General features: G+C 70.4%; 24 protein-coding genes. 11 read left to right on the forward strand and 13 right to left on the reverse strand.

Translation table 11 applies throughout. From position 1 onward, the window contains the following. Positions 1-86: 86 nt before the first annotated feature. Positions 87-599 (forward strand): sterol desaturase family protein, encoded by a 513-nt coding sequence (locus MNO14_RS01705; protein ID WP_241945093.1) that lies wholly within the window; start codon positions 87-89, stop codon positions 597-599. On the opposite strand, the gene crtB is transcribed toward MNO14_RS01705, so the two are convergent. Genes crtB through MNO14_RS01735 form a run of 6 tightly spaced genes read right to left on the reverse strand, consistent with a single transcriptional unit; the run spans position 582 to position 7,416 of the window. Next, entirely contained in the window at positions 582-1,523 is a 942-nt protein-coding gene (gene crtB / locus MNO14_RS01710) for a 15-cis-phytoene synthase CrtB (RefSeq protein ID WP_241945094.1), read from the reverse strand. The two genes, MNO14_RS01705 and crtB, sit on opposite strands and share 18 nt — an antisense overlap. Further along, the gene (locus MNO14_RS01715) at positions 1,520-3,010 is read right to left on the reverse strand and encodes a phytoene desaturase (protein ID WP_241945095.1); all 1,491 of its coding nucleotides are present in this window, start codon (positions 3,008-3,010) and stop codon (positions 1,520-1,522) included. Before MNO14_RS01715 ends, crtB begins: the two co-directional genes overlap by 4 nt. Then, on the reverse strand, positions 3,007-4,176 hold the full coding sequence (crtY, locus tag MNO14_RS01720) for a lycopene beta-cyclase CrtY (protein ID WP_241945096.1): 1,170 nt from the start codon (positions 4,174-4,176) through the stop codon (positions 3,007-3,009). Before crtY ends, MNO14_RS01715 begins: the two co-directional genes overlap by 4 nt. Beyond that, positions 4,176-5,456 (reverse strand): nucleotide disphospho-sugar-binding domain-containing protein, encoded by a 1,281-nt coding sequence (locus MNO14_RS01725; protein WP_241945097.1) that lies wholly within the window; start codon positions 5,454-5,456, stop codon positions 4,176-4,178. Before MNO14_RS01725 ends, crtY begins: the two co-directional genes overlap by 1 nt. Continuing rightward, entirely contained in the window at positions 5,453-6,529 is a 1,077-nt protein-coding gene (fni, locus tag MNO14_RS01730) for a type 2 isopentenyl-diphosphate Delta-isomerase (RefSeq protein ID WP_241945098.1), read from the reverse strand. Before fni ends, MNO14_RS01725 begins: the two co-directional genes overlap by 4 nt. Continuing rightward, a complete protein-coding gene (locus tag MNO14_RS01735) occupies positions 6,526-7,416 on the reverse strand; it encodes a polyprenyl synthetase family protein (RefSeq protein ID WP_241945099.1) in 891 nt (296 codons plus the stop codon). The genes fni and MNO14_RS01735 overlap by 4 nt, the downstream gene beginning before the upstream one ends. 204 nt (positions 7,417-7,620) lie before the next feature. On the opposite strand from MNO14_RS01735, the gene MNO14_RS01740 reads away from it, so the two are divergent. Continuing rightward, positions 7,621-9,021 carry a S41 family peptidase gene (locus tag MNO14_RS01740; protein ID WP_241946226.1) on the forward strand — a complete coding sequence of 467 codons (1,401 nt, stop codon included), beginning with the start codon at positions 7,621-7,623 and terminating at the stop codon, positions 9,019-9,021. Positions 9,022-9,029: 8 nt separating this feature from the next. On the opposite strand, the gene MNO14_RS01745 is transcribed toward MNO14_RS01740, so the two are convergent. Continuing rightward, on the reverse strand, positions 9,030-10,016 hold the full coding sequence (locus MNO14_RS01745; protein ID WP_241946227.1) for a mitochondrial fission ELM1 family protein: 987 nt from the start codon (positions 10,014-10,016) through the stop codon (positions 9,030-9,032). 77 nt (positions 10,017-10,093) lie between these two features. Here MNO14_RS01745 and MNO14_RS01750 point away from each other — a divergent pair, with 77 nt between their 5' ends. The 6 genes from MNO14_RS01750 (at position 10,094) to MNO14_RS01775 (ending at position 15,113) form a co-directional block, all read left to right on the forward strand. Next, positions 10,094-10,681: a malonic semialdehyde reductase gene (locus MNO14_RS01750; protein WP_241945100.1), complete on the forward strand. Its 588-nt coding sequence runs from the start codon at positions 10,094-10,096 to the stop codon at positions 10,679-10,681. A gap of 53 nt (positions 10,682-10,734) precedes the next feature. Beyond that, positions 10,735-11,457: a YceI family protein gene (locus MNO14_RS01755; protein ID WP_241945101.1), complete on the forward strand. Its 723-nt coding sequence runs from the start codon at positions 10,735-10,737 to the stop codon at positions 11,455-11,457. A 179-nt stretch (positions 11,458-11,636) separates the two neighbouring features. Beyond that, positions 11,637-12,347: a pirin family protein gene (locus MNO14_RS01760; protein WP_241945102.1), complete on the forward strand. Its 711-nt coding sequence runs from the start codon at positions 11,637-11,639 to the stop codon at positions 12,345-12,347. Between the two features lie 82 nt (positions 12,348-12,429). After that, positions 12,430-12,630, forward strand: coding sequence for a zinc-finger domain-containing protein (locus tag MNO14_RS01765; protein WP_047135595.1), 201 nt, complete (start codon positions 12,430-12,432; stop codon positions 12,628-12,630). A 31-nt stretch (positions 12,631-12,661) separates the two neighbouring features. Beyond that, the gene (locus MNO14_RS01770; RefSeq protein WP_241945103.1) at positions 12,662-13,783 is read left to right on the forward strand and encodes a glycosyltransferase; all 1,122 of its coding nucleotides are present in this window, start codon (positions 12,662-12,664) and stop codon (positions 13,781-13,783) included. After that, positions 13,758-15,113 carry an O-antigen ligase family protein gene (locus MNO14_RS01775; RefSeq protein WP_241945104.1) on the forward strand — a complete coding sequence of 452 codons (1,356 nt, stop codon included), beginning with the start codon at positions 13,758-13,760 and terminating at the stop codon, positions 15,111-15,113. The genes MNO14_RS01770 and MNO14_RS01775 overlap by 26 nt, the downstream gene beginning before the upstream one ends. Positions 15,114-15,153: 40 nt before the next feature. Here MNO14_RS01775 and lpxL read toward each other — a convergent pair whose 3' ends face one another. Continuing rightward, positions 15,154-16,068, reverse strand: coding sequence for an LpxL/LpxP family Kdo(2)-lipid IV(A) lauroyl/palmitoleoyl acyltransferase (lpxL, locus tag MNO14_RS01780; protein ID WP_241945105.1), 915 nt, complete (start codon positions 16,066-16,068; stop codon positions 15,154-15,156). A 90-nt stretch (positions 16,069-16,158) separates the two neighbouring features. Between lpxL and waaA the strand changes: the two genes are divergently transcribed. Further along, on the forward strand, positions 16,159-17,454 hold the full coding sequence (gene waaA / locus MNO14_RS01785; RefSeq protein ID WP_241945106.1) for a lipid IV(A) 3-deoxy-D-manno-octulosonic acid transferase: 1,296 nt from the start codon (positions 16,159-16,161) through the stop codon (positions 17,452-17,454). A 55-nt stretch (positions 17,455-17,509) separates the two neighbouring features. Here waaA and MNO14_RS01790 read toward each other — a convergent pair whose 3' ends face one another. The 4 genes from MNO14_RS01790 to MNO14_RS01805 form a co-directional block, all read right to left on the reverse strand. Further along, positions 17,510-17,830, reverse strand: a complete 321-nt coding sequence (locus MNO14_RS01790; RefSeq protein ID WP_241945107.1) for a hypothetical protein — start codon at positions 17,828-17,830, stop codon at positions 17,510-17,512. Between the two features lie 92 nt (positions 17,831-17,922). Next, on the reverse strand, positions 17,923-19,281 hold the full coding sequence (locus tag MNO14_RS01795) for a TolC family outer membrane protein (protein WP_241945108.1): 1,359 nt from the start codon (positions 19,279-19,281) through the stop codon (positions 17,923-17,925). A 20-nt stretch (positions 19,282-19,301) separates the two neighbouring features. Next, on the reverse strand, positions 19,302-19,964 hold the full coding sequence (locus MNO14_RS01800) for a protein-L-isoaspartate O-methyltransferase (protein WP_241945109.1): 663 nt from the start codon (positions 19,962-19,964) through the stop codon (positions 19,302-19,304). A gap of 133 nt (positions 19,965-20,097) precedes the next feature. Next, on the reverse strand, positions 20,098-20,781 hold the full coding sequence (locus MNO14_RS01805; protein WP_241945110.1) for a TetR/AcrR family transcriptional regulator: 684 nt from the start codon (positions 20,779-20,781) through the stop codon (positions 20,098-20,100). A 79-nt stretch (positions 20,782-20,860) separates the two neighbouring features. Here MNO14_RS01805 and MNO14_RS01810 point away from each other — a divergent pair, with 79 nt between their 5' ends. Beyond that, positions 20,861-22,000: an efflux RND transporter periplasmic adaptor subunit gene (locus MNO14_RS01810; RefSeq protein ID WP_241945111.1), complete on the forward strand. Its 1,140-nt coding sequence runs from the start codon at positions 20,861-20,863 to the stop codon at positions 21,998-22,000. Positions 22,001-22,181: 181 nt separating this feature from the next. Further along, positions 22,182-25,352, forward strand: a complete 3,171-nt coding sequence (locus MNO14_RS01815) for an efflux RND transporter permease subunit (RefSeq protein ID WP_241945112.1) — start codon at positions 22,182-22,184, stop codon at positions 25,350-25,352. 113 nt (positions 25,353-25,465) lie between these two features. On the opposite strand, the gene MNO14_RS01820 is transcribed toward MNO14_RS01815, so the two are convergent. Then, positions 25,466-25,984: a hypothetical protein gene (locus MNO14_RS01820; RefSeq protein WP_241945113.1), complete on the reverse strand. Its 519-nt coding sequence runs from the start codon at positions 25,982-25,984 to the stop codon at positions 25,466-25,468. Positions 25,985-26,105 lie beyond the last annotated feature (121 nt).

A 26,105-nucleotide genomic window follows, 5' to 3' on the forward strand; every position in this document is an offset into this window, starting at 1 on the left:
GGCGCCGCGACCGTTGGGCCATGCCACCCTGACGCGGCCTTTCACAGCGCGTGGTTACGCTGTCGCATCCGCCCGCGACGCCGGCCATGTCCCTGCTCACCAACACTGCGGTCTTCCTCTGCACACTGGCTGCGATGGAGTGGGTGGCCTGGGCCGCGCACAAGTACATCATGCACGGCTGGGGGTGGGGCTGGCATCGTTCGCACCATGTGCCGCGGCGCGGGCGCTTCGAGAGGAACGACCTGTTCGCGGTGGTGTTCGCCGGCATCGCGATCGCGCTGATCTACCTGGGGACGAATGGCCGGCCGCCGCTGCAATGGATCGGCGCAGGCATGACCGCCTACGGTGCGCTCTACTTCATCGCGCACGATGGCCTGGTGCACCAGCGCTGGCCGTTCCGCTACGTGCCGCGCCGCGGCTATCTCAAGCGCCTGTACCAGGCCCATCGCATGCACCACGCGGTGGACGGCAAGGACGGCTGCGTGTCGTTCGGCTTCCTGTGGGCGCCTTCGGTGGACCGGCTCAAGGCCGATCTGCGGCGCATCCACGGCGGCCCGCTGCGCCGGCACGCTGCGCCCAGGTCATCGCCCCGCGTCTGAGGTCAACGGCCGCTGCCACAGCTGCGCCGGGCGTGCTGGCGAGACCTGCCGCCGCGACCGCACGGCGGTACCGGCGGCGCGCAGGAGCAGTCGCAGCTTGGTCGCACGCGAGGTGCTGACACGCCGGTCCCACGCCCGCATACCCTCGCGTTCGACCCGCAGGCCGATCTCGCGATAGACCCCGTGGGCGGTGGCCACCGCCCACGCCGAACGCAGCGGCAGCGCTGCCAGGCCGTGCCGGGCGGACGCGTAGTAGGGCTCGGCGGCGCGTACGAGCGCTGCGGCCATGTCGGCCAGGGCGTGCCGGTGGCGAGGATCGGCCAGTTCCGCCCTCGGCACCCGGTGCATGGCCAGCCAGGTGTCGGGCAGGTAGCAGCGGCCCACCTGCGCGTCATCGACGATGTCGCGCGCGATGTTGGTCAGCTGAAACGCCAGGCCGAGGTCGCAGGCGCGGTCGAGCGTGGCGTCGTCGTGCGCGCCCATGATGCGCGCCATCATCAGGCCTACCACGCCGGCGACGTGGTAGCAGTAGCGCAGCGTGTCGTCGAGCGTGTCGTAGCGATGCCCGTCGACGTCCATCGCGAAGCCATCCAGATGCGCCAGCGGCAGCGCGATTGGGATGCGGTGCGCGAGGGCGACGGCCTGCAGCGCGGCGAAGGCGGGCTCGGTCATCGTCTCGCCCGCGTAGGCCTGTCGGGTTTGCGCGTAGAGCATGTGCAGACGCTCGGCGCCCCCGCCCGGATCGGCCGCGCCGCCCGCACCCAGATGCTGGCCATCGACAACGTCGTCGCAGTGGCGGCACCAGGCGTACAACAGGACGGCGCTGCGACGAGTCTGGGCATCGAACAACCGCGACGCGGTGGCGAAGCTCTTGGAGCCGGCCGCGATCGTGCGATGCGCGTGCGCGAGCAGCGCGCTGCTCATGGCGCCGCGCTGTCGAGCATCAGTGCAGCGGTGGCCTTGGCCGAACCGACGACACCGGGCACGCCGGCGCCAGGATGGGTGCCGGCGCCGACGAGATAGAGGTTGGGAATATCGGCGTCGCGGTTGTGCGGACGGAACCACGCGCTCTGGGTCAGCACCGGTTCGAGCGAGAACGCCGAGCCGTGATGCGCATTGAGCGTGTCGCGGAAATCGAACGGGGTGATGAAGCGACTGGTGACCAGTTGCTGGCGCAGGCCGGGCATGTAGAAGCGCTCGAGGTAGTCGAAGATGCGGTCGCGATAGCGCGGGCCTTCAACGTCCCAGTCGATGTCGGCATTGCCCAGGTGCGGCACTGGTGCGAGCACGTAGTGGCTGCCGCAGCCGGGCGGTGCGAGCGAGGGATCGGTCGCGCAGGGGGCGTGCAGGTAGAGCGAGAAGTCGTCGGGGAGCGTCCGGCCGTCGAAGATCTCGTCGATCAGGCCGCGGTAGCGCTGGCCGAAGCACACGGTGTGATGCCGCAATTGCTCGTGACGGTGATCGAGACCGAAGTACAGCACGAACAGCGACATGCTGAAGCGCTTGCGCTTGAGCGCGGCCGCCTGCTGTGCGCCGCGCGGATGGTGGCCGAGCAAGCGGTCGTAGGTGTGCACGACATCGGCGTTGGAGGCCAGCGCGTCGAGCGCGAACTGCCGGCCGTCGGCCAACTGCACGCTGGTGGCGCGCGACTGCGCGACCTCGATCCGGGCGACGTCGGCATTGAGTTCGATGTGTCCGCCCATGTCCTCGAACAGCCGCACCAGCCCGCGCACCAGCGCACCGGTGCCGCCACGCGGGAACCACACGCCCCACTGCCGCTCCAGCGCGTGGATCAAGGTGTAGATGGACGAGGTCTTGAACGGATTGCCGCCGACCAGCAGCGAATGGAACGAGAACGTCTGGCGCAGGTGCTCGTCCTGGATGAAACGCGCCACCATGCCGTACACGCTCTTCCACGCCTGCAGCCGGGCCAGACGCGGGCCGGCGGCAAGCATGTCGCGGAACGACAGGAACGGCACCGCGCCCAGTTCGACGTAGCCGGCCTCGAACACGGCTTTGGAGTAGGCGAGGAAGCGCCGATAGCCGGCGACATCGGCCGGGTTGCGCGCGTGGATCTGGCGGTCGAGCGCGTCCTGGTCGTTGGCGTAATCGAAGTGCGAGCCGTCCTCCCAGCACAATCGGTAGAACGGCTCAACCGGCAGCAGCGCGACGTAGTCGGCCATGCGCCGGCCGGTCAGCGCGAACAGTTCCTCCAGCGCCGAGGGATCGGTGATCACGGTCGGGCCGGCGTCGAAGACGAAGCCCTGGTCTTCGTAGACGTAGGCGCGGCCGCCGGGCTTGTCGCGTTTGTCGAGCAGCGTGGTCTGCCAGCCGCCGGCCTGCAGCCGGATGGCGAGCGCGAGCCCGCCGAAACCCGCGCCGATCACCACAGCGCGTTTGGGTGCCGTCATGGCGTCTTCCTCGAAGCGATGGGGGTGTCGCGCACGGCGCGCCAGGCGGCCGCGACCGGGACCGGCGGCTTGCCGGCGACGATGCGCAGCTTGTCCAACAGGTGCAGGCGGTCGGCATAGAACCGGGCGATCAGGTCCGCTGGCAGACCGTAGAAGCGTTGCATCACGCGCCAGCGGTCTTGCGGGCGGCCGGCGCGGAACAGCATGCGATTGAGCGCGCGGAAGAACGCCTGACGCTGCCAGCGCATGCATGCTTCGTCCCGGGTGAGTGCGTACAGAGACTCGGCATCGAGCCGGGGGCTTGCGACGATGCGGTCGGCGAGCCGGACGGCGTGCGGCAGCGAGTAACCGGTGGTGGGGTGGAACAAGCCGGCGGCGAGACCGGCGCGCGGCTGACGGCCGCCTTCGTCCCAGAACGCATCGACATCGCCGTCGAGCACGATCGGCAGCACGCCGCGTTCCTCGCGCAGACAGGCCGTCACCTGCCAGTCGCGGTTGCGTGCGTAGCGGTCGATGTTCGCGCCGAGTGCATCGAAATCGGGCTGGTCGTCGTCGACGTAGTGGGTGTCCTCCACTAGCACGGTGTCGGCCGAGAACGGCAGTAGATAGACGAACCGGTAGCCCTGTCCCTGGGGCACATCGGCGTCCATGATCATCGGCAGTTCCAGCCCATGCGGCTGCGCGGTGCGCAGCACGCGGCCGAGAAACGCCTGGTGGCCGAGCGCCATGGACGGGCTCCGGCGTGCGCCGCGGCCGTCGACGACGGCATCGGCGGTGAGCGTGCGGCCATCGCCGAGCACGACCTGCGTCGGCGCCAGCTCGACGACCGCCGTGTCGCAGTGCAGCCCATCGCCGAGCGCGTCGCGCAGGCGTGCGGCGAGGGTGTCCGACAGCACGCTGGCATAGCCGCCGTCCAGGCGCCGTTGCCGCTCGGGGAAGCGCACGGTGTACGCCGGCCAATGGCGATGCACCAGCGGTGCCAGCCAGCGCCGCTGCGCATCGGTCAGGTCACTGTCGTGGAACGACCAGGTGTGATTGCCGCAGGGCTGCGGACCGCGCTCAAGCACCAGCACGCGCAGGTCGGGGCGGGTATCGCGCAGGCGCAGCGCGATCAGCGCGTTGGCCAGTCCACCGCCGACCAGGATCAAGTCGTGATGCGCGTCCATCAGGCGGCCTCGGCCAACACGGGGCGGGCGGTGGTCGCCACCGCCTCCACGATCCGGGCGGCACGCGCGCTGCCGCCCGCGGCCTGCGCCGCGACGCCCAGCGCCTGCGCGCGCTGCCGGAAGTCCGGTTCGGTGAGCAGCCGGGTCAGCAGGCGTTGCAAGCGGCTGGCGCCGGCCAGGTGCGCGGAGGCCTTCAGGCCGGCGCCGGCATGGACCACGCGGGCCGCGACCCCCGGCTGATCGAAGGCGATCGGCAGCGCGAGAATCGGCGTGCCGGCGACGCAGGCATCGAGGACGGTATTGAGCCCGGCGTGCGAGATCACCGCATCGGCGCGTGCAAGCATCGCGCGTTGCGGCACGAAGTCCACGACCTCGACCTCGCCGGGCACCTGCAAGCTGCGCGCCTGGGCCGGCGACAGGCCACCGCAGTGGGCCAGCACCAGGTGCGCATCCAACCGGCGGCAGGCGCGCACGATGCGGCGGAAGATTGCCAACCGCTGGCCCTGCAGGGTGCCCAGCGACGCGAACACCAGCGGCCGGTCCGCCGCCAGGTCCAGCGTCAGCGGCGGATCGGGCGTCGCATCGCGCAACGGACCGACATGATGGAAGTGCGCGGGCAGCGCGCGGCGCGGAAATTCCAGCCTGGCGACGGTCTGGCTGAGCTGCGCGTACGGCGACAGGCAGTCGTGCAGCGCCTGGCGGGGCGGCAGGCCGAACGCCGCCGCGTGGCGCGCGATCACCTGGCAGTGCGGCGCCATCAGACGGTCGTAGACGCGGCTGCTCGCCTCGCACAGCTGCCGTGTCCGCGCATCGTCGGCGTAGGCCCACGGCATCACCGGCAGCGGCACGCCGGGCTCGCGGTTGACCGGCAGCGCGCAGGCGACCGAGACGTAGGGCAGGCCGCGCGCCTCGGCCACGAGGCCGCCGGCCGCCTCCATTTGATCGCAGACCACCGCGTCGATGCCGGCGCGCGCAAAGGCATCGGGCAGGGTGCGGCACAGCAAGTCGGTCGACTCGGCGACGTCCTGGATCACGCGGCGCAGGCCCAGGGGGCCACCGGGCCGCGCGGCCCGCCGCAGCATCGCGGCCAGCGCGCCGGCTGGCTGGTCGGCCGCCCCGACCGCGCGAAAGCCGATGCGCGGGTCGCTGAGCCAGCCCGCGGCCTCTGGCAGATGGAAGAAGGTGGCTTGGTGACCGCGATCGATCAGCGCCTGCGCGACCGTCTGCAGCGCGCGCATGTGACTGGGAAAGGGCGGGGCGACGAACGCGAAATGGGTCATGCCGGCGGCGGGATGCGGTCGCCACGCTGGTCGCGCAGGGGCGCATTGCGCAGGGCGCCGAGGTCGCGGCTGCTGGTGCAGAAGCAGGCGATCCGCAACTGCCGCACCACGATCTCGAAATGGGCGATGACCGCCTCGGTCGAGGCCACCGCGCTGGCGAGCAACGATGCGGCCTGACCAACGAGATCGGCGCCCAGCGCGATCGCCTTGGCGGCGTCGACACCGTCGCGGATCCCGCCCGAGGCGATCAGCGTGGCCTCGGGCAGCGCCTGGCGGACGTCGGCGATCGCTCGCGCAGTCGGAATCCCCCAGCCGGCGAAGGCCATCGCCACGGCCCGGTCCGCAGGATCGCGTGCGCGTTCGGCCTCGACTGCGGCCCAACTGGTGCCGCCGGCACCGGCGACATCGATCACCGACACGCCCGCGTTCCACAGGCGCCGGGCGACGTCGGGCGACAGGCCCGCGCCCACTTCCTTGGCCACCAGCGGCACGGGCGTACGCGTGGCCAGTTGCTCGATCGCGCCGAGAATGCCGCGCCAGTCGCGATCGCCGCCGCGCTGGACCGCTTCCTGCAGCGGATTGAGATGCACGATCAACGCGTCGGCGTCGATCATCTCGACCGCACGCCGCGCCAGGTCCGGGCCGCCGTCGCGCAGTTGCGCAGCGCCGAGATTGGCAAGGATCGGCACGTCGGGTGCGCGGCGCCGCAGGTCCCGGGTCAAGCCGTGGTCGGCCGGGGTTTCCAACGCCACCCGCTGCGAGCCCACGGCCAAGGCAATGCCCAGCGCTTGCGCGGCTTCGGCGAGGTGGCGGTTGATCGCGGTCGCGCGCAGCGCGCCGCCGGTCATCGAGCTGATCAGTAGCGGCGCGCGCAGCAGGCGTCCGAACAGCGTGGTACTCAGATCGATCGCATCGAGGTCGAGCTCGGGCAGCGCGCAATGTTCGAACACGTAGTCGGCCAGGCCGGTCGCCACGCGCGTGCGGGCACGGGCGTCGTCGAGCACGATGTCCAGGTGATCGTTCTTGCGGGCCACCAACGACGCCGCGTCGCCGGCACCGGCCGCGAGCTTCATCGCGGCGCTCCGAACAGGCGGCTGCAGTACGCCTCCAGCGCGCTGTCCTCGCCGTAGAGGTCCGCCAGCGTGTCGCGGGCGCGCTGCAGATGCACGCGCAGCCGGCGCTCGGCTTCGTCGACGCCGAGCAACGACGGCAGGGTCGACTTGCCGGCATCCTGGTGGCTGTCCTTGCCGGTGGATGCACTGTCGTGGCTGTCGCGCAGATCGTCCTGGAGCTGGAACGCCTGCCCCAGCTCGAGTGCGACCCGGCCGAGCGCACGCCGCGTGCTCTCGTCAGCATCGGCGAGCAGCGCGGCCATCTCCAGCGCCGCCACGAACAATGCGCCGGTCTTGAGATGGTTGGTGTCGGCGATCTCGTCTGCGGCGCGTACGCCACTGTCGCGCAGATCCAGGCACTGGCCGCGGACCAGGCCCTGGGGTCCGATCGCGGTGGCGAGCACCCCGACCATGCGCGTGCGCGCGGCGGGGGCCACACCCGGCAAGGCCGCCACCGTCGCGAACGCCTGGCTGAGCAGCCCCACCGAGGCTAGCGCGGCGACGTCCTCGCCGAAACGGCGGTGGATTGTCGGTCGGCCGCGCCGTAGCGCTGCGTTATCCATGCACGGCATGTCGTCGAGCACCAGCGACGCGGCATGCACCATTTCCATCGCACAGCCCAGGTCGAGCAAAGCGGCCGGATCGCCGCCGAGCTCCCGGCCCGCGATCACGACCATCAACGGACGCGTCCGCTTGCCCGCCGCGAGCGCAGCCTCGCGCATCGCCATGCACACCAGATCGCGATGATCGGCGGGCCGGGGCAGCAGTTCGGACAGGCGCGCATCGACGCGGCCTTTCAGGCGTTCGGGCGAGGGCGCATCCTGAAGCGGAACGACCAGAGCGCGCATGGAGATTCCTCGGGATGCAGGGAACGACGTGGATGGCCGCCCCGACCGGCGATCGGTGCGGGCGACAGCGCGTGATGAAGACGTGCAGTCCATCCTCGCCCACCTCTTGTCGAGCCCGCGTTCACACCCCCCAAAACCGGGGTCAGAGTGCAATTTCAAAAGAATTGCACTCTGACCCCGGTTCTAGAGGCGGAAGTGCTGGCGATGCACCGGGGCGCGTCGTCTCGCTACGATGCGCGCTGCATCGCACAGGAGGTGAACCGGATGCGTCGTCACGGATTGCTGTGGGGGTTGCTGCTGGTAGGGGGCATGGCGCAGGCGTCGGTATCGTGGTCGCCGATGGGGCCCGAATCGGTCGTGGCCGGCGGCGGCAATCTGGATGCGCCGGGAGGGGCTGCGCTCACGCTGTCGGCCGAGGCGACAGGACCCTCCGGTTTCGCAGGTGCGATCACGGCCCTGGAGGCCGACGCTTACCGTGGGCGAGACGTCGAACTGTCCGGCGTGCTCGAGGTCCTGAGCGGGCCAGGGGTTGCGACGCTGTGGTTGCGAGCGGACGGGCCAGACGGACGGCTGGCTTTCACCAGCACGGGCGCGCATCCCGTCGCCCTGGGCGAGGGCGCCCGCTCGCAGGTGCTTCGCTTGTACGTGCCGCCAGCCACGACTCGGCTCAAGCTTGGCGTCACCTTGCAGCCGACGGGCGCGATGACGGCCCGGGCCGTGAGGTTGAAGGCGTTGTCGGCACGCACGCTGCTGGAGGCCGCGATCCATGCGGTACGCGAGCAGGCCTTGCATGCGGATCGCATCGACTGGGCGGCGGTGACTGGGCGCTTGCCAGCGCTCGACGAGGCGCCCGCATCGGCGGCACACGCACCGATTCGCCAACTGCTCCAGGCGCTCGGAGACCGACACAGCATGCTGCAATCCGCAGAGGCATCGGCGCAGTACCGCGCCGATGCCGTTGCGACGGAACCGATCGCGTCGGATGTGCGCGATGGCGTCGGCTACCTACGGGTGCCCGGTCTGCGCGGAACGGACCGAGAGGCCGGGCGACGCTTTGGCGAGACGCTGTGCGCTGCCATTGCGGACCAGCGCACCGCGGCGTCCTCGGGCTGGATCGTCGATCTGCGCGGCAACATGGGCGGCAACATGTGGCCGATGCTCGCGGGGCTGCGGCCGTTGCTGGGCGATGGCGACATCGGTGCGATCAAGGATCGTGCGGGTCGAAGCACCGCGTGGCGTCCGGATCGGCTTGACGCGTGCGCCAGTGATCTCGCCGGGGTCCCAGTGGCGGTGCTGATCGGCCCGGAGACCGCAAGCTCTGGCGAGGCGGTGGCCGTCGCCTTCCGGGGACGTGCGCGGACACGCTTCTTCGGACAACCAACCGCCGGGCTGGCGACCTCTAATCAGGATTTTCCCTTGCCCGATGGCAGCCGGCTCTGGCTGACGACCGCGGCGTTCGTCGATCGGAAAGGCCACGCCTATCCCGAGGGTGTCTCGCCGGATGTCGCACTCGACGACGCCCAGAATGCGGTCGAGATCGCCGCAGCCTGGGTGCGCAGCCAAAACCGGGGTCAGCGTGCAATTTCTCGGGAAAATGCACTCTGACCCCGGTTTTAGAGGAGGCGGGTGCGGATCTCGGCGGCGATCCTGGCGGTTTCGCGCAGGGGAACGACGGGGATATCGGGCATGGCGTCGCCCAGGACGTGGAGGCGGCCGTCGGCGATCAGGCTGTCGACGAAGCGGCGCGGGCCGCCGTCGATGCGTTCGGGTTCGAACACGAATACCGGGGCGCGGGTCGCGGCGGCCTCGGAGAGCATGTTGACCGAGTCGGCCGAGCAGACGATACGGTCTGCCCAGCCGAGCAGGCCGGGGTAGGGGTTCGTGCCGTCGGCCTCGTCCGCCCAGACCAGGGCGGCGCGTTGGGCGTAGCGGGCGCGCAGCGCGGCGCGCACTGGCAATGGGGTCCGCCGCGAGCCTGCGATCAGCAGGCTGCCGCCGTCGCGGGCGACCAGCGCGTCGAGCCGCGCGGCCAGGGTCTCGAACGCGGCGACGTCGAAGCGGCCATGTTTGGAATCGCCGCCCAGCAATACCGCGATCCGTGGCCCGGGCAGCGTCGCCAGTGTCGGATGCGCCGCACGGGCGGTGGCCAGCCAGTCGTCGTCGACCGGATGCAGACTGCCGCGCGCGACCAGCACGTTGTCGCCGCGCAGCGCGTCGTGCGCGGGCACAACGACGAGATCCCAATGTCGCGGATCGATGCGCGGGTCGAGGAGCTGCACGGTTCGGGCGCCGTGGGCACCGGCGAGGCGGGTGGCGAGCGCCGCTTGTCGGCCGCAGCCGATCGCAAGCACAGGGGGCGTACGCAACCGCCGCTGGTAAGGATCGCCGAACGCGGCGTCGGCGCCGGGCAGGCGCCGGGGGGCGGCCCAGCGCCACGGCGCCCGGGGCGTGAGATGCAGCTGCGCCACGGGGTGCTCCGCCGCCACCGCCGCAGCTAGAGCTTCCGCTTGGCGGGCGTTGCCGGCGCGGCCGTCGCTGACTGCCCAGATATGTCGGCAATCGGCGCCGTCGTGCGGGTTTCGTTCCACAAGTGTGACCATCCGTTCCGGGCGGTGCACGCGCGCCACCGCCGCGTGACTCTACACTGCGGCCCAGTCCAGTCCTTGCGAGACGTTCGATGACCGATGCCCTGCCCGATGCCGCGCTCGACCAGTTGTTCCGCACCGCCCGCACCTACAACGGGTTCGGCGGGCAGATCGACGACGCCACGCTGCACCGGCTCTACGACCTGCTGAAGTTCGCCCCGACCTCGGCCAACATGTCGCCGGCCCGCTTCGTGTTCGTTAGGTCTGCCGAGGGCAAGGCGCGGCTGGCGCCGGCGTTGAGCGAGGGCAACCGCGACAAGACGCTGTCGGCGCCGGTCACGGTCATCATCGGCCACGACGAGGACTTCCACGAGAAGCTGCCGTTCTTGTTTCCGCATACCGATGCCAAGGCCTGGTTCGACGGCCCGCGCGAGAACCGGCGTGAGGCCGCGTTCCGCAATGGCAGCCTGCAGGGCGCGTACCTGATCCTGGCCGCGCGCGCGCTGGGCCTCGATACCGGCCCGATGTCGGGCTTCGACAATGCGAAGGTCGACGCCGAGTTCTTCGCCGGCACGCAGATCAAGTCGAACTTCCTGGTCAACCTGGGCAAGGGCGATCCTTCGACGATCTTCCCGCGCTCGCCGCGCCTGCCGTTCGACGAAGCCGCGCGCATCGTCTGAGTTACCCGCACCACCCTTCCGCAGTTCCCATCCACGTATCCGAGGACACCGTCATGCGCACCACCCGTCTGCTGCTCCCGCTCGCCGCCGCCATCGCTCTCGCCGCCTGCGGCCAGCAGGACGGCGCGCCCGCCAACACCGCCGATGCGCCCGCCGCGTCCGCGCCCGCCCAGCCCTCGGGCGAGGCGGGCGCCGAGACCCAGGACACCGCCCAGGCGATCGCCGGTGTGTCGGGCACCTACGTGCTCGATCCCCACCACACCGACGTGGTTGCGCAGTGGAGCCACTTCGGCTTCTCGCATCCGGTGGCGCATTTCGGTCAGGTCGAAGGCCGCATCGTGTACGACGCCGACAACGTGTCCGCGTCCTCGGTCGAGGTGACGCTGCCGCTGGCCGGCCTGAACTCGCATGTCTCCGAGTTCGACGACCACCTGCGCAGCGCCGATTTCTTCGACGCGGCCAAGTACCCCAACGCCACGTTCAAGAGCACGTCGGTCGAGAGCGCGGGCACCAACAAGCTCAAGGTCACCGGTGATCTGACGATCAAGGACATCACCAAGCCGGTGGTGCTCGACGTGACGATCAACAAGTTCGGCGAGCAGCCGATGGTCAAGCGCGCCGCCGCCGGCTTCGACGCCGTCGCGCAGATCAAGCGCAGCGATTTCGGCGTCGGCGCCTATGCGCCGAACGTCAGCGACGAGGTCGAACTGCGGATCACGACCGAGGCCGTCGTCGCCGAGGACGCCGCCGCACCGGCCGCTGCCACCGCGCAGTGACGTCCGCTGCCGCCGGTGCGCCGGCGGCAGGGTCGCGATTCCCAGCGGGGTCCGGGGGCAATCCCGGGCCCCGCGTATTTTTCGGCGTGGGCGCGTGTGCCCTCGGCCCATGCCCCCACCCGACGCGCGGTGCGCGTCGACCTCCCCCGCATGCGGGGGAGGTGACCAGGAGTGCCGTCATGAAACTGCATCGCCCCGCCGACGCCCGCGGCCAGGTCCGGACCGACTGGCTCGACAGTCGCCACACCTTCTCGTTCGGCCATTACCACGACCCGGCGTGGATGGGCTTCGGCCCGTTGCGCGTGATCAACGAGGACCGGGTCGCGCCTGGCGCCGGCTTCCCGACCCACGGCCACGCCAACATGGAGATCCTCAGCTACGTGCTCGAAGGCACGCTGGCGCATGCGGACAACCAGGGCGGCCGCGGCGCGCTGGCGGCCGGCGAGCTGCAGTGGATGGGCGCTGGCCACGGCATCGAGCACAGCGAGTTCAACGAGTCGGCGCTGGCGCCGGTGCATTTCCTGCAGATCTGGATCCAGCCCGATCGCGTCAACCTGCCGCCCGGCCACGCGCAGCGCGCATTCGATCCGGCGGCGCGGCGCGGCGCCTGGGCGGTGTTGGCCTCGCCCGACGGCCGCGACGGCAGCCTGGCGATCCGCCAGCAGGCCACGCTGCAGGGCGTGCTGCTGGGCGAGGGCGAGCGTGTCGAGGCGGTGCTGTCGCCGGACCGGCGCTACTGGCTCCAGGTCGCGCGCGGTGCGGTGCGTGTCGATGGTGAACGGCTGTCGGCCGGCGATGCGCTGGGCTGGGTCGACGAGGCCGCGACGCTGGTCGTTGAGGGCGCGGGCGAGGACCTTGCCGACGTGCTGCTGTTCGACCTGCCGCGCTGAGCGCCGGGGCCGCGGCCGGCGCCCGACGGGTGAGCGGCGCGCACGCTAGAATGGCCTTCCACGTTCGATCGATGCCGCCGCCATGACCGCAGCCAACGTCCAGCCGACGCAAGCCAATGCCGCCAAGCAGTACGAGGTGCGGCGTGCCGACCTGCCGCTGAGCTGCCCGCTGCCGTCGATGGCGCTGTGGAACTCGCATCCGCGCGTCTACCTGCCGATCGAGGCCGAGGGCGGCGCGGCCGATTGCCCGTACTGCGGCGCGCACTTCGTTCTGGTCGATTGACCATCGGCGGCGTCGCCGTCCGCCGCGCCGGATGCGTGTTCCGCTGACCGTCGTCCAGCTGTTGCCGGCGTTGTCGTCGGGCGGCGTTGAACGCTCGACGATCGAGATCGCGTCGGCACTGGTCGCGGCAGGACACACGGCCATCGTGGTATCGGCCGGCGGGCGGCTTGTGCCCGAGCTCGAGGCCACCGGCGCGCGCCACATCGCGCTCGACATCGGCGCCAAGCGGCCCTGGGCGCTGCGCCACGTCCGCACGCTGCGGCGGCTGTTCGCCGAGACTGGCGCCGACATCGTGCACGCGCGCTCGCGGCTGCCGGCTTGGCTGGGCTGGCTGGCGCTGCGCGGCATGCCGGACGCCCGGCGCCCGCGGTTCGTCACCACGATGCACGGGCTGAATTCACCCTCGCGCTACAGCGCGATCATGGCGCGCGGCGAGCGGGTGATCTGCGTCTCCGACACCGTGCGCGCGCATCTGCTGCGCCACTATCCGCGGACTGACCCGGCGCGGCTGCGGGTGATCCCGCGCGGCATCGACCCGGCGCGGTTCCCGCCGGCGCCCCGGCCTGATCCCGCTGCGCGTGCAGCCGTCGCCGCCGCCCATCCGGCGCTCGGCGGCGACGGCCCGCTGCTGCTGCTGCCGGGACGCGGCACCCGCCTGAAGGGGCACGGCGATGCGATCGCGCTGCTGGCGGCCGTACGCGCGCAAGGCCTCGACGCGCGCCTGTGGATGCCCGGGGCGCGCGAGGCGGGCCGCGAGGCCTATCTCGATGCCCTGATGCGCGAGGCCGATGCGACGGGTTGCGGCGCTGCGCTGGCGATGACGCCGCCGACCTCGGCGATCGTGCAGGCCTATGCGGCCAGCGACCTGGTGCTGCAACTGTCGCGCAAGCCCGAGGCCTTCGGCCGCACCGTGATCGAAGCGCTGTCGTGTGCGCGGCCGGTGCTTGGCTGGGCCCATGGCGGCGTCGGTGAGCTGTTGGCCGAACTGCAGCCTGAAGGCGCGGTGCCGCCGTTCGATGCTGCCGCGCTTGCCGATGCGGCTGTCGGCCTGCTGGCCCGACCGCCGGCGCCACCCGCTACGATGCCCTACACCCTGCAGGCCATGCAGGCGGCGACACTGACGGTCTATGACGAACTCGACGACGACAATTGAGCCTGCGGGCACCGCGCCTGCGCCGCAGACGGTGGGCTGGCGCTGGGCGCCGCACTGGGTGCTGGCGTTCGTGATCCTGTGGCCGGCCCCCGGCTACGCCGAAGGTGTGATGGTGCTCGGCGCGCTGGTGGCGATCGTGCTGTTGTTGCGCGCGCGCTTCCGCGGCGGCAGCGCGCTGCTCAGCGCCCCGGCCTGGGCGCTGACCAGCGTGCTGTTCTGCGCGTACTGGCTGCCGCAGTTGATTTCGGCGATCGACTCGGTCGATGTCGGCCGCGCGCTGCGCGAGGCTCTGGTCGACCTGCGCTATCTGCCGTTTCTGTGGCTGGTCGCCTCGGCGGTCGCCGACCGGCGCGGCCGCCGCATCACCCTGGGCGGCCTGGCGATCATCCTCGCGGTGTGGACCATCGACGGTCTGGTCGAGGTGTTCTTCGGCACCAGTCCGCTGTTCTTCGGCATCGACCAGCTCAAGCACCTGATCAGCCACCGGCCGATGTGCTCGGCCGAGCAGGTGGCGATGGCCGACCGGCTGGGCGGCGTGCTCGGCCCGTGCAACCTCAAACTCGGCATCGTGCTGGCGAGCCTGTCGCCGTTCGCGCTGTACGCCGCCGGGCGGCGCTTCGGCGCGGCCGGCTGGGTCGTCGCCAGCGCCGCGATCGGCGTGGTGCTGCTGTTCGCCGGATCGCGCGCGTCATGGCTGACCTACGCGCTGGTGCTGCTGTTCTCGGGCGGGCGCCTGCTGGGTTGGAAGCGGCTGCTGGCGGTGTTCGTGGCGGGCGCCGCGGTCGCCGTGGTCGTGGCGCTGGTCTCGCCGCAGGTGCGCGAGCGCGTCGAGCGCACTGCGATGGGGCTGTCGGCCGACCAGTCGGGCGTCGACACCGCGCTGTCGGGGCGGACCCGCATCTGGGGCGCCGCCTTGTGCATGGTGCGCGAGCACCCGATCAACGGTGTGGGCGCACGCGGCTTCCGCGAGGCGTTCCCAGACTGCGATCCGCGCCCCGGCCAGTTGGCCGAGTGGGGCGAGGGCCCGGCCTACCACGCGCATCAGATCGTGCTCGAGGTCGCTAGCGAGACCGGCCTGATCGGCGTGCTGCTGTGGCTGGCCGGCCTGGCGCTGGCCTGGCGCGCGTGGCGCTACGCGACCCCGGCCGCGCGCGAACGGGCACGGCCGGCGATGCTGGCACTGGCGGTGACGGTGTTCCCGCTCAACACCCATCTGGCGTTCTATTCGACCTTCTGGGGCGGCTTCACGCTGCTGCTGTCGGCGCTGTACGCCGGCAGTCTGCTGGCGCGCGAGGAACCGGCGCCGCCGGGCCACGACGCGGTGCGCTGAGGACGAGTCGCTTCCTTTGGGATGTCGCCCGCGGGTGACGTCAGTACAGCTGCGCGCCGTCCGGCTGCCGCTTGAAGCGGCGGTGGATCCACAGGTACTGATCGGGCGCAGCGCGTGCCATGGCCTCGATGCCGGCCATCACGGTCGCGGTGTCGGCGATCGCGTCGGGCGTCGGATAGGGCGCCGGTGCCGGCGTCAGGGTCAGCGTGTAGCCGCCATCGGGGCGGCGCACGTGCTGGTAGAACACCACCGCCGCGCCGGACATACGCGCCAGTTGGTGAGTCGAGGTCAGGCTGTGCGCGGGCCGGCCGAAGAACGGCACGTAGACCGCGTCGCCACCACTGGGGTCCTGGTCGGGCGCATACCAGAGCAGGCCGCCGCGCTTGAGATGGCGCACGGTGCCGCGCACGTCGCGCTTGGGGAACATCGCGGCCGCATAACGCGCGCGGCCGCGGCGCACCGCCCACTCCATCGCGGGCGACCGATGCGGGCGATACATGCCGGCCAGCGGCACGTAATCGCACATCAGCCGGCCGCAGACCTCGAGCGTGGTGAAGTGGCCCGAGACCACGATCACCCCGCGCCCCTGCGCGCGTGCGGCCTCGATGTGCTCGACGCCCTCCACCACCAGCCCGCGGCGCAGCGGCTCGATCGAGCCCCACCACGCGCGTGCGAACTCGAACATGCCGATGCCCAGCGCGTGGAAATGCGCGCACAGCAGTGCCTTGCGCTCGGCGGCGTCGCGCTCGGGAAAGCACAGCGCCAGATTGCGGGCGGCGATCCTGCGGCGGCTACCGAGCGCGAGCCGCAGTGTCGTGCCGATCGCGCGGCCCAGCGCGCGTTGCAGCGGCCAGGGCAGGCGTGCGGCCAGTGCCATCAGCCCGATGCCGCACCACGCCGGCCAGTGGCGGGGCGCAAGCGGTGGGCGGGGGAAGACGGGGGGCGCGGAAGACATGCGGCCATTGTAGAAGCTGCGCGTCGCTGCGCCGTTCCGGCGCGCCATCGCGCAGTCTCGCGACCGCCACCCATCCGCTATCCTGTCGCGATGCGGGCCGACCTCACCGAACGACTGTTGCGCGGCCTCTATTCGGCGCTGCTGGTCGTGCTCGTGCCGGTCACGGTCTACCACCTGATCTGGCGCGGCTTCCGTCAGCCGGCCTACCTGCAGCGCTGGAACGAGCGCTATGGCGTGTATCGCAGCACGCCATCGCCGACGCCGGTCTGGGTGCACGCGGTCTCGGTCGGCGAGGTCAACGCCGCGGCGCCGTTGATCAATGCCCTGCTTGCGCGCGATCCCGAGCGGCGGTTGCTGGTGACGACCATCACTCCGACCGGCTCGGAGCGGGTGCGCGCGCTGTGGGGCGAGCGGGTCGAACACGTGTACCTGCCCTACGACCTGTCGGGCGCGGTGCGGCGGTTTCTCGCCCGGTTCCAGCCGGGCATCGGCCTGATCGTGGAAACCGAGATCTGGCCCAACCTGCTGTTCTGCTGCCGCGATGCCGGCGTGCCGACGGTCATCGTCAACGCCCGGCTGTCGGCGCGCTCGCTGCGCGGCTATCGCGTGCTGCGGCCGCTGGTGGGGCGCGCGCTGCGGACGGTGCGCCGGGTCGCGACGCAATCGGCCGACGACGCTCGCCGCTTCGTCAAGCTCGGCGCGACGCGCGAGCAGGTCGCCGACGTCGGCAACCTCAAGTACGACATCACGATCGACGAGGGCGCGGTCGCGGCGCTGGCAGCGACGTTCCGCGCGAGCATCGGCGGGCGGAAAGTGTGGATCGCCGCGAGCACGCATCCCGAGGAGGAAGCAGCGGTGATCGCGATCCATCAGCGCCTGCGCACGCGCTGGCCGGACCTGCTGCTGATCTGGGCGCCACGCCATCCCGAGCGCTTCCGCGGCGTCGCGCAGCTGGCGGTCGAAGCCGGCTGGCGCGTGGCCACGCGCGCGTTCACGCGTTGGCCGGATGCGAGCGACGATGTGTTCGTGCTCGACACGCTGGGCGAGCTCGGCGCGTTCTTCGCCTGCGCCGATGTCGCGTTCGTCGGCGGCAGCCTGCAGGACATCGGCGGCCACAACCTGCTCGAGCCGGCGGCGGTCGGCGTGCCCGTGGTCACCGGTCCGCACCTGCAGAACTTCGTCGACATCGCCCGCCAACTCGGCCGGGTCGGCGCGCTGTGCATCGGCGAGGATGCCGACGCGGTTCACGACCATCTGACCACACTGCTGGCCGATGCCCAAGTGCGTACCAGGATGGGCGAGGCCGGCCGCGCGCTGTTCGCCGAAGGCCGCGGGGCGCTTGCGCGCACGCTTGCGCTGATCGCCGACGATCTGCCGGCGCCATGAACGACAACGGCGCGGATCGTTCGATCCGCGCCGCGCGTAGACGAGGGTCAGTAAATCAGTTGGCCATGCAGATGGCGTAGACGGTCAGATTCTCGACCCGCGCTGGATGCTGGGACAGCTGGATCCGCCAGCCCTGATTTCCTGACGCCGTCTGGACCGGCATCATCGAGGTGAAGATCGGCACGTCGAACTTGGCATCGGTGAACTGATAACCGCCGCTCACCACTTGCTCGCCCGGCAGGCACTCGGCCTCCAGCAACTGGTTCTGATTGATGGTCTGGGTGGGCGAGGCACGCACGGTGATCTGCGCGGCGAGTACGCCGTTGGTCAGCAGCATGCCGGCCACGATCGCACTACATACAAGCTTGTGCTTCATCTCATTTCCCTATCAGTGAAGGAACCGAGACCATAGCCGCCAAGTGGCCCCGCATCTGTGATGCGGGGCACGGGTCGGAGACGATACGCCGATCAGTTCGTACGCTGGCCGTCGCCGGTGCCGGTCGAAGCCTGCACGCCGTTGACGTCGACCGTCAGCTGGCGGTTGACCTCCTGCAGGTTACCGATGTCCAGCGTGCCGGCGGCCTGCTCGAGCAGCAGCCGGCTTTGCAGGAAGTTGTACTTGGCGAACGCATAGTCCTGGCGCGCCGAGAACAGGTTCTGCTGGTTGATCAACACGTCGATGACGGTGCGGGTGCCGACTTCCAGGCCGACCTGCGAGGCCTCGTAGGCGGCGTTGGCCGAGACCAGCGCCAGCCGGCGCGCCTCGACCTCGGTGATGCCGGCGACGAGGTTCTGGTAGGCGCTGCGGGTATTGCGCTCGATCGCGCGGCGCTGGGCCTCGTACTGGTCGGCCGCGATGTCGCGCTGGGCGATCGACTGGCGGACGCGCGACTGGGTGACACCGCCGCTGAAGATCGGCACAGTCAGCGTCAGGCCGATGCTGTTGGTTTCCGACTCGCGTTGCTGCGAATCCACGCTGCGTTCGCCCCAACTGTCGCTCTTGCCATAGCTGGCGCCGAGATCAAGCGTCGGCAGGTGCCCGGCCTTCGCCGCGGCGACGCCATGCTCGTTGGCGGTGACCTGGTACTGCAGTGCCTTGAGCTGCGGGTTCTGCTCCAGTGCGGTGGCGACCCAGGCTTCGGCGTCGCGGCCCTCGGGCAGCTGCGGAGTGAAGTCGTCGGGCAGGCCACGCAGGTTGGTGACCGGCTGACCGGTGATCTCGGCCAGCGCCTGATAGGCGTCCTGCAGCGCGTTGCGGCGCAGGATCGTGTTCGCGCGGGCGCCGTCGTACTGTGCGCGCGCCTCGTGCACGTCGGTGATCGGCGCCAGGCCGACTTCCAGCCGCTTGTCGGCAAAGTCGAACTGACGCTTGAATGCCTGCTCAGCGGCCTCGGCGGCGGCCAGCGTCTCGGTCGCGATCAGCACGTCGAAGTAGGCCGAGGCGGTGCGGGTGATCAACGAATCGTTGTCGGCATCGAGTTGGAAGTCCGCTGCGGTGCTCAGCGCGCGCTGCGAGCGCAGCGAGGCAATCCGGCTCCAATCGAACAGCACTTGGCCGGCGTTGACGCCGTAGCTGCGCGTACGCGCCTTGCCCGACAATCCCGCGACGCGGCTGTCGCTCAGCGACGCGCTGCCGTTGATCTGCGGCAGCAATGCGCCGCGCGCCTGCACCGCACCCTCGCGGGTCGACAGCCGCTGCGATTCGGCGATCGACAGCGTCGGGTCGTTGGTGCGGGCCAGTTCGTAGGTCTGGACGAGATCGGCGGCGAACAGCGGGCCGGATGTCAGCGCGAGCGCGAGCGACAGGAACAGGGGGCGGCGGAACATCAGGGAAGTCCTTCGGTCGATCAGAGGGAGAAGTGCGGCACCGGGGCAGCCCCGGCGAGATAGGCGAGCCCGGTCTCGAACAACGACTCGATGCGCGGCGCGTTGACGTCCTCGCCCTCGCGCCGGACCAGCACCGCTTCCATCGCCGGTGCCTGGCCACGGACGATGAACATGCGGCCGCCGGGACGCAGCCACTGCACGAAGCGGGCGGGCACGGTATCGACGGCGCCGCCGACGCAGATCGCGTCGAACCGGCGCTCAGTGTTCCAGGCGAAGACGTCGGCGTGGACGACTTCGACATTGGCGATGCCCTGCGCCTGCAGCCGGGCGCGCGCGGCGTCGGCGAGGTCGGCGTGGCGCTCGAGGCTGACGACGTCACGGGCCAGGTGCCCCAGGCAAGCAGCCAGATACCCGCTGCCGGTGCCGATCTGCAGCACCTCATCGCCCTGTTCGAGCTTGAGCGCCTGCAGCGCGCGGCCTTCGACGACGGGCTTGAGCATGGTCTCGCCGTGGCCGATCGGCAGTTCCAGGTCGGCATAGGCCAGGGCCCGGCGGGCATCGGCGACGAACGCCTCGCGCGGCACGCGCGAGATCGTCTCGAGCACGCGCGCATCGAGCACGTCCCAGGGCCGGACCTGTTGTTCCACCATCGCCGCGCGGGCCTTGGCGTAGTCGATCGTCATTGTTGCGGTTTCCTAGTTCGCCAGCGCGCAATTCTAGCGGTCGCGGGCAGGGTGATCATCGCGGGGCGCTCGGCAAGGGCGCAGTGCCGGAAGTCACCGGCCCTGTCGGCATGCCGGCCCCCCATGGGGGCGTTCAGCGGCCGCGGTGCGGCCGGCCGTAGGCACGCAGGAACATGTCGACCGAGGCCTCCAGATGGGCCCGGCGCTGGCGCGCGCAATCGTCGGCGTCCTCGCAGTCGAACACCATGCGCTGGTGCAGGTCGCCCTTGACCAGCACGAAGAACTGCGCGGCCGCGGTCGGCACCAGGGCCTCCTCGATCTCCAGGTCGCCGGTTTCGATGCGCCGGCGCAGCAGCGCAGCGAATGCCGACTGCACGCGCTCGGGGCCACCCTGCCAGAACCGCTGGGCCAGGCGCTTTTCGACCATCTGCGGCGTGCACAGCAGGCGGTGGCCGGCCACCGCTTCGGGCGCGCTGATCATCGCAAAGAACGCCTCGGCGACCTCCAGCAGGCGCTGGCGCAGCGGCGTGCCAGGCGCGGGCTCGAACACTGAGGCGGGCATCTGCTGCTCGCAATACGCGGCCGCGGCCTCGGTGAACAGCGTGTCCTTGTCGCCGAAATGGCTGTAGACGGTGAGCTTGGAGACACCCGCCTCGGCGGCGATCTGGTCCATGCTCACGCCTTCGTAGCCCTGCTGCAGGAACATGCGCTCGGCCGCTTCGAGAATGGCCGCGCGCTTGGCCAGGTCCTTGGGTCGGCCGGGGCCGGCCGGGCCCCGGGCGTCGGGATGGGAGGCAGGAACGGAAGGGGCACGCATGCTCATGTGTTAATACTATACCAGCCAGTTCTGAAAATATACGATACGACGTTCTCGCCCGCGTTCAGCCGGAGCTTCCATGCCCCGTGTCAAGTCCACCGCCGTGCTTCGTCTTGCGGCCGTCCTCCTTGCCGCCTCGCTGCTGGGCGCCTGCGGACGCGAGCCCGCGCCGACGGAGGCTGCGCGCCCGGTGCTGGTCGTCACCCCGTCCGATGCCGCGCAGGGCGATGCGCTCGCCTTCGCGGGCGAGGTCCGGGCGCGGGAGGAGAGCCCGTTGTCGTTCCAGGTCGGCGGGCAACTGGTGCGGCGGCTGGTGGATGCCGGCGCGCGGGTAACACACGGCCAGGTGCTGGCCGAGATCGACCCCGGCGATCTGCGTCTGCAGGCGCAGTCGGCGCAGGCGCAGCTGGCCGCCGCGGAGGCCGAGTACGCCCGGGCGCGGACCGATCGTGCGCGTTACGCACAGCTCGTGGACCAGCAACTGGTCAGCCGCTCGACGATGGACGCCCAGGACGCCGCCTACCGCGCGGCGCAGGCGCAACTGAACTCGGCGCGTGCGCAAGCCGAGGTCGCCGGCAATCAGGCTGGCTACACCCAGTTGCTGGCGCCGCGCGACGGCGTCATCGCCAGCCGCCAGGCCGAGGCTGGGCAGGTCGTGGCCGCCGGCCAGACGATCTTCACCTTCGCCGGCGACGAGGGCCGGGAAGTTGCGATCGCACTGCCCGAGTCACGCATCGACGGATTCTCGATTGGCCAGCGCGCCTGGATCGAACTGTGGAACCGGCCTGGCGCGCGCCTGCCCGGCACGCTGCGCGAGATCGCCCCGGCCGCCGATGCGCAGGCGCGGACCTACGCGGCCCGGGTCGCGGTCGACGACAGTGCCCGCGACGGCCTGGAGCTGGGCCAGAGCGCACGGGTGCACTTCGAACTCGCCGACGGCGACACGCTGCGGGTGCCACTGACCGCGATCCAGCCTGGAGCAGACGGCGGCAAGGCGGTCTGGGTGGTCGATCCGCAGACCCGCACGCTGCGCTCGGTCCCGGTGGAGACCGGGGCCTTCGGCGCGCAGACCGTGCCGATTCTCTCGGGACTGGCGCCCGACGCGTTGGTGGTCGCCGCCGGCGGCCATCTGCTGCGTGAGGGCCAGGCGGTGACGCCAGTCGGCCGCGACAACCGGCCTCTGCTTCCCGACGCGACGAAGCCGGCGGCGGCACGATGAGTGGTCCTGCCGTCGTGCATGGTGTCCGTACGGCACGATCCCAGCTCGTCCGCTCGCGGGCGAGAACGGGTGGAGGCGGTGGCCCACTTGCCGATCGCCGCGCGCTTGATGGCGGAGCCGGGCGTGCGTCATCGCGCACGGGCGCGCCGCTGCTGGGCGCGGGCACACGAGGCGTCCGCGCATGAGCCGCTTCAACCTGTCCGAATGGGCGCTGGGCAATCGCACCCTCGTGCTCTACGCGATGCTCGTCGTCGCGATTGCGGGCATCTGGTCCTACGGTCGGCTGGGGCAGTCGGAGGACCCGCCGTTCACGTTCAAGGCGATGGTCATCCAGACCCAGTGGCCGGGGGCCACCGCCGAGCAGGTATCGCGGCAGGTGACCGAGCGCATCGAGCGCAAGCTCATGGAGACCGGCGACTACGAGTTCCTGCGCTCGTACTCGCGGCCCGGCGAGTCGCAGGTGATCTTCTTCGCGCGCGATTCGATGCGGTCCAGCGAGATCCCGGCGCTGTGGTACCAGGTGCGCAAGAAGGTCGGCGACCTCAGGCCGCAATTGCCGCAGGACATCATCGGCCCGTTCTTCAACGACGAATTCGGCGACACCTTCGGCAACATTTACGCGCTGACCGGCGACGGCTTCGACTACGCGATCAAGAAGGACTACGCCGACCGCATCCAGCGTGCGCTGCAGCAGGTCGACGATGTCGGCAAGGTCGAACTGGTCGGGCTCCAGGACGAGAAGATCTGGATCGAGGTCGACAACACCCGGTTGGCGACGCTCGGCATCCCAATGGCGGCGGTGCAACAGGCGCTGTCGGAGCAGAATGCGATGGTGCCGGCGGGCTTCTTTGAGACCGCCGATGCGCGCGTGCAGTTGCGCGTGGACGGCGCATTCGAGTCGGTCGAGGCGATCCGCGCCTTCCCGATCCGCGCTGGCGACCGCACCGTGCGCCTGGGCGACATCGCGACCGTCGAGCGCGGCTTCGCCGATCCGGCGGCGCCGCGGATGCGCTTCATGGGCGAGGACGCGATCGGCATCGCGGTGGCGATGCATGAGGGCGGCGACATCCTCCGACTCGGCAAAGCGTTGGAGGCGGAGTTCGCGCGGGTGCAGGAAACCCTGCCGGCGGGCATGGTGCTGCGCAAGGTCTCCGACCAGCCACGCGCGGTGCGCGATTCGGTCGGCGAGTTCGTCAAGGTGCTGGCCGAGGCGGTGATCATCGTGCTGCTGGTGAGCTTCCTGTCGCTAGGTCTGCGCACCGGGCTGGTGGTCGCGGTGTCGATCCCGCTGGTGCTGGCGATGACCTTCACCGCGATGGACCTGTTCGACATCGGCCTGCACAAGATCTCGCTCGGCGCGCTGGTGCTGGCACTGGGCCTGATGGTGGACGACGCGATCATCGCGGTGGAGATGATGGCCATCCGCATGGAGCAGGGCGACAGCCGGCTCAAGGCTGCTAGCTACGCGTGGACGCACACCGCCTTCCCGATGCTGACCGGCACGCTGGTGACCGCGGCGGGCTTTCTGCCGATCGCGACCGCGGCCTCGAGCACCGGCGAGTACACGCGCTCGCTGTTCGAGGTGGTCACGATCGCACTGGTGGTGTCGTGGATCGCGGCGGTGCTGTTCATCCCGCTGCTCGGCGAGAAGATGCTGCCCGACCTCGCCAACCCGCAGCCGCCGCGTCCCGGCTCGTTGCCTGCGCGGTGGCGCGATGCGCGCCGGCGCGCGGCCGACCGCTGGCCGGCGTTCGCGTTCGCGCTGGCACCGGCCAATCCGCAGGCGCACGACCACGATCCTTACCAGCGCCCGTTCTACCGGCGCTTCCGTGGCTGGCTGCATTGGTCGTTGACGCATCGCTGGCTGGTCATCGGGGCGACCGTGGCGCTGTTCGTCGCGTCGTTGCTGCTATTCCGCTTCGTGCCGCAGCAGTTCTTCCCCGATTCGACCCGCTTGGAACTGATGGTGGATGTCGAACTCGCCGAGGGCAGTTCGCTGCGCGCCACCGAGGCCGCGGCCGCGCGGCTCGACGCGCTGCTTGACGGGCGCGAGGGCGTCGACAGCCGCGTGGCCTATGTTGGCACCGGCTCGCCGCGGTTCTATCTGCCGCTGGATCAACAGCTGCCGCAGGCCAACTTCGCACAGTTCGTCGTCACCGCCACCGATGTCGAGGCGCGCGAGCGCCTGCGCGCCTGGCTGATCGACGAGGTCGCACCCGCTTTCCCCGAACTGCAGCTGCGCGTGACCCGACTCGAGACCGGGCCGCCGGTCGGCTATCCGGTGCAGCTGCGCGTGTCCGGCGAACACGTCGAGCGTGTACGCGCCATCGCGGACGCGATCGCGAGCAAGGTGCGCGAGCACCCGCACACGATGAACGTCAATCTCGACTGGGACGAGCCCAGCCGGATCGTGCGCCTGGTCGTCGACCAGGAGCGTGCGCGCGTGCTGGGCGTGAGTTCGCAGCAGATCGCCCAGTTCCTGTCGAGCTCACTGTCGGGCCAGCAGATCAGCACCTACCGCGAAGACAACGAGCTGATCGGCATCGTGATGCGCGGGCCCGCCGACGAGCGCGTCGCGCTCGAGCGGCTGGCCAGCCTGGCCATGCCCAGCGCCAACGGCCCGGTGCCGCTGTCGCAGGTCGCGCGGCTGGAATCGACGTTCGAGGACGGCATCATCTGGCACCGCGACCGATTGCCGACGATCACCGTGCGCGCGGACGTGCGCGGCGATGTCACCCCGCCGACCGTCGTCGCCCAGATCCTGCCCAAGCTCGAGGAGATCCGCAGCAACTTGCCGCCGGGTTACCGCCTGGAGACCGGCGGCACGGTCGAGGACTCGGGCAAGGGCCAGGATTCGATTGTGGCAGGCCTGCCGCTGTTCCTGTTCGTGGTGGTGACGCTGCTGATGCTGCAGCTGCGCAGCTTCTCGCGCAGCGCGCTGGTGCTGCTGACCGCGCCGTTGGGATTGATCGGCGTCACCCTGTTCCTGCTGGTGTTCCGGGTGCCGTTCGGCTTCGTGGCCATGCTCGGCACCATCGCACTGGCGGGCATGATCATGCGCAACTCGATCATCCTCGTTGACCAGATCGAACAGGACATCGCCGCCGGCCACGCGCGTTGGGACGCGGTAATCGACGCGACGGTGCGTCGCTTCCGCCCGATCGTGCTGACCGCACTCGCCGCGATCCTGGCGATGATTCCGCTCTCACGTAGCGTGTTCTTCGGCCCGATGGCCGTCGCGATCATGGGCGGGCTCACCGTTGCCACGCTGCTGACGCTGATCTTCCTGCCGGCGCTGTATGCGGCGTGGTTCCGGGTGCACGAGGATGAGCGGCCGCGCGCGGGTGAGTGAAGACGCGTGCTTAAAGGTGTCGGACGGACCTGATTTCGTCCCGAAGGCTGCGAAAGCGCTGATCGAGCAAACAACATGAGCTGATGCCATGTTGCACGTGTCACTGACGAGATCTAACTGACGGATGTTCCGCGGAATCGTGCGCTTGGGATTACCCGCGATCGCTCGCTCAGTTGCACGTCGACATCATCGCCAGAGAACCTCAGTCGAAACCGGTACATGTTGATATTTCCGATCTCGTTGTATTCGACAAGGAAGGTGCTGTCGCTCTCCCACCTGCCGCTTACTGCGACGGGAATACCAAAATTTCCGTCCGAAGACACGCGCGGAACGCCGTCCAGCCCGATCGGCCTCGGTGGATCGCTGCGATAGCCCAATTCGAGCTGAAGTTGCGCGTCCTCGGCGTCCGGAAACGTGAGGACGAAGGATTTCAGGGCCGGTACGATCGGCATGTCAGGCACCGCGATCTCGTGCTGCCCGGTGGTGGGCGCGGGGTCGGCTGCGGCGGGCGCCGCTTGCGCAGGTGCTGCCGCCGTCTCGGTTTCTGCCTGGGGTGGTGTCGGGGCCTTCGTACACGCCGCGAGCAGCAGCCCCAGCGCGCACAGCACGATGCCGTTTCGGAATGCCTGCATTCGCGTCCTTCCCACCGCGCCCGGCGGCTGGCCGGACGGTCGGCAATCGATTGTGAGCCGTGCGTTTCAAACGCGCGGTGCGCCATGCGTTACCCTCTGCGCGCTGACCGGGCCAGCTGCG

Origin of the sequence: Luteimonas sp. S4-F44, from assembly GCF_022637415.1 — a bacterium.
Taxonomy (GTDB): domain Bacteria; phylum Pseudomonadota; class Gammaproteobacteria; order Xanthomonadales; family Xanthomonadaceae; genus Luteimonas.

Coding starts and splice junctions, on each gene's coding strand:
- MNO14_RS01705 (WP_241945093.1), top strand. CDS start 87: ATGTCCCTGCTCACCAACACTGCGGTCTTCCTCTGCACACTGGCTGCG.
- crtB (WP_241945094.1), bottom strand. CDS start 1,523: ATGAGCAGCGCGCTGCTCGCGCACGCGCATCGCACGATCGCGGCCGGC.
- MNO14_RS01715 (WP_241945095.1), bottom strand. CDS start 3,010: ATGACGGCACCCAAACGCGCTGTGGTGATCGGCGCGGGTTTCGGCGGG.
- crtY (WP_241945096.1), bottom strand. CDS start 4,176: ATGGACGCGCATCACGACTTGATCCTGGTCGGCGGTGGACTGGCCAAC.
- MNO14_RS01725 (WP_241945097.1), bottom strand. CDS start 5,456: ATGACCCATTTCGCGTTCGTCGCCCCGCCCTTTCCCAGTCACATGCGC.
- fni (WP_241945098.1), bottom strand. CDS start 6,529: ATGAAGCTCGCGGCCGGTGCCGGCGACGCGGCGTCGTTGGTGGCCCGC.
- MNO14_RS01735 (WP_241945099.1), bottom strand. CDS start 7,416: ATGCGCGCTCTGGTCGTTCCGCTTCAGGATGCGCCCTCGCCCGAACGC.
- MNO14_RS01740 (WP_241946226.1), top strand. CDS start 7,621: ATGCACCGGGGCGCGTCGTCTCGCTACGATGCGCGCTGCATCGCACAG.
- MNO14_RS01745 (WP_241946227.1), bottom strand. CDS start 10,016: ATGGTCACACTTGTGGAACGAAACCCGCACGACGGCGCCGATTGCCGA.
- MNO14_RS01750 (WP_241945100.1), top strand. CDS start 10,094: ATGACCGATGCCCTGCCCGATGCCGCGCTCGACCAGTTGTTCCGCACC.
- MNO14_RS01755 (WP_241945101.1), top strand. CDS start 10,735: ATGCGCACCACCCGTCTGCTGCTCCCGCTCGCCGCCGCCATCGCTCTC.
- MNO14_RS01760 (WP_241945102.1), top strand. CDS start 11,637: ATGAAACTGCATCGCCCCGCCGACGCCCGCGGCCAGGTCCGGACCGAC.
- MNO14_RS01765 (WP_047135595.1), top strand. CDS start 12,430: ATGACCGCAGCCAACGTCCAGCCGACGCAAGCCAATGCCGCCAAGCAG.
- MNO14_RS01770 (WP_241945103.1), top strand. CDS start 12,662: ATGCGTGTTCCGCTGACCGTCGTCCAGCTGTTGCCGGCGTTGTCGTCG.
- MNO14_RS01775 (WP_241945104.1), top strand. CDS start 13,758: ATGACGAACTCGACGACGACAATTGAGCCTGCGGGCACCGCGCCTGCG.
- lpxL (WP_241945105.1), bottom strand. CDS start 16,068: ATGTCTTCCGCGCCCCCCGTCTTCCCCCGCCCACCGCTTGCGCCCCGC.
- waaA (WP_241945106.1), top strand. CDS start 16,159: ATGCGGGCCGACCTCACCGAACGACTGTTGCGCGGCCTCTATTCGGCG.
- MNO14_RS01790 (WP_241945107.1), bottom strand. CDS start 17,830: ATGAAGCACAAGCTTGTATGTAGTGCGATCGTGGCCGGCATGCTGCTG.
- MNO14_RS01795 (WP_241945108.1), bottom strand. CDS start 19,281: ATGTTCCGCCGCCCCCTGTTCCTGTCGCTCGCGCTCGCGCTGACATCC.
- MNO14_RS01800 (WP_241945109.1), bottom strand. CDS start 19,964: ATGACGATCGACTACGCCAAGGCCCGCGCGGCGATGGTGGAACAACAG.
- MNO14_RS01805 (WP_241945110.1), bottom strand. CDS start 20,781: ATGCGTGCCCCTTCCGTTCCTGCCTCCCATCCCGACGCCCGGGGCCCG.
- MNO14_RS01810 (WP_241945111.1), top strand. CDS start 20,861: ATGCCCCGTGTCAAGTCCACCGCCGTGCTTCGTCTTGCGGCCGTCCTC.
- MNO14_RS01815 (WP_241945112.1), top strand. CDS start 22,182: ATGAGCCGCTTCAACCTGTCCGAATGGGCGCTGGGCAATCGCACCCTC.
- MNO14_RS01820 (WP_241945113.1), bottom strand. CDS start 25,984: ATGCAGGCATTCCGAAACGGCATCGTGCTGTGCGCGCTGGGGCTGCTG.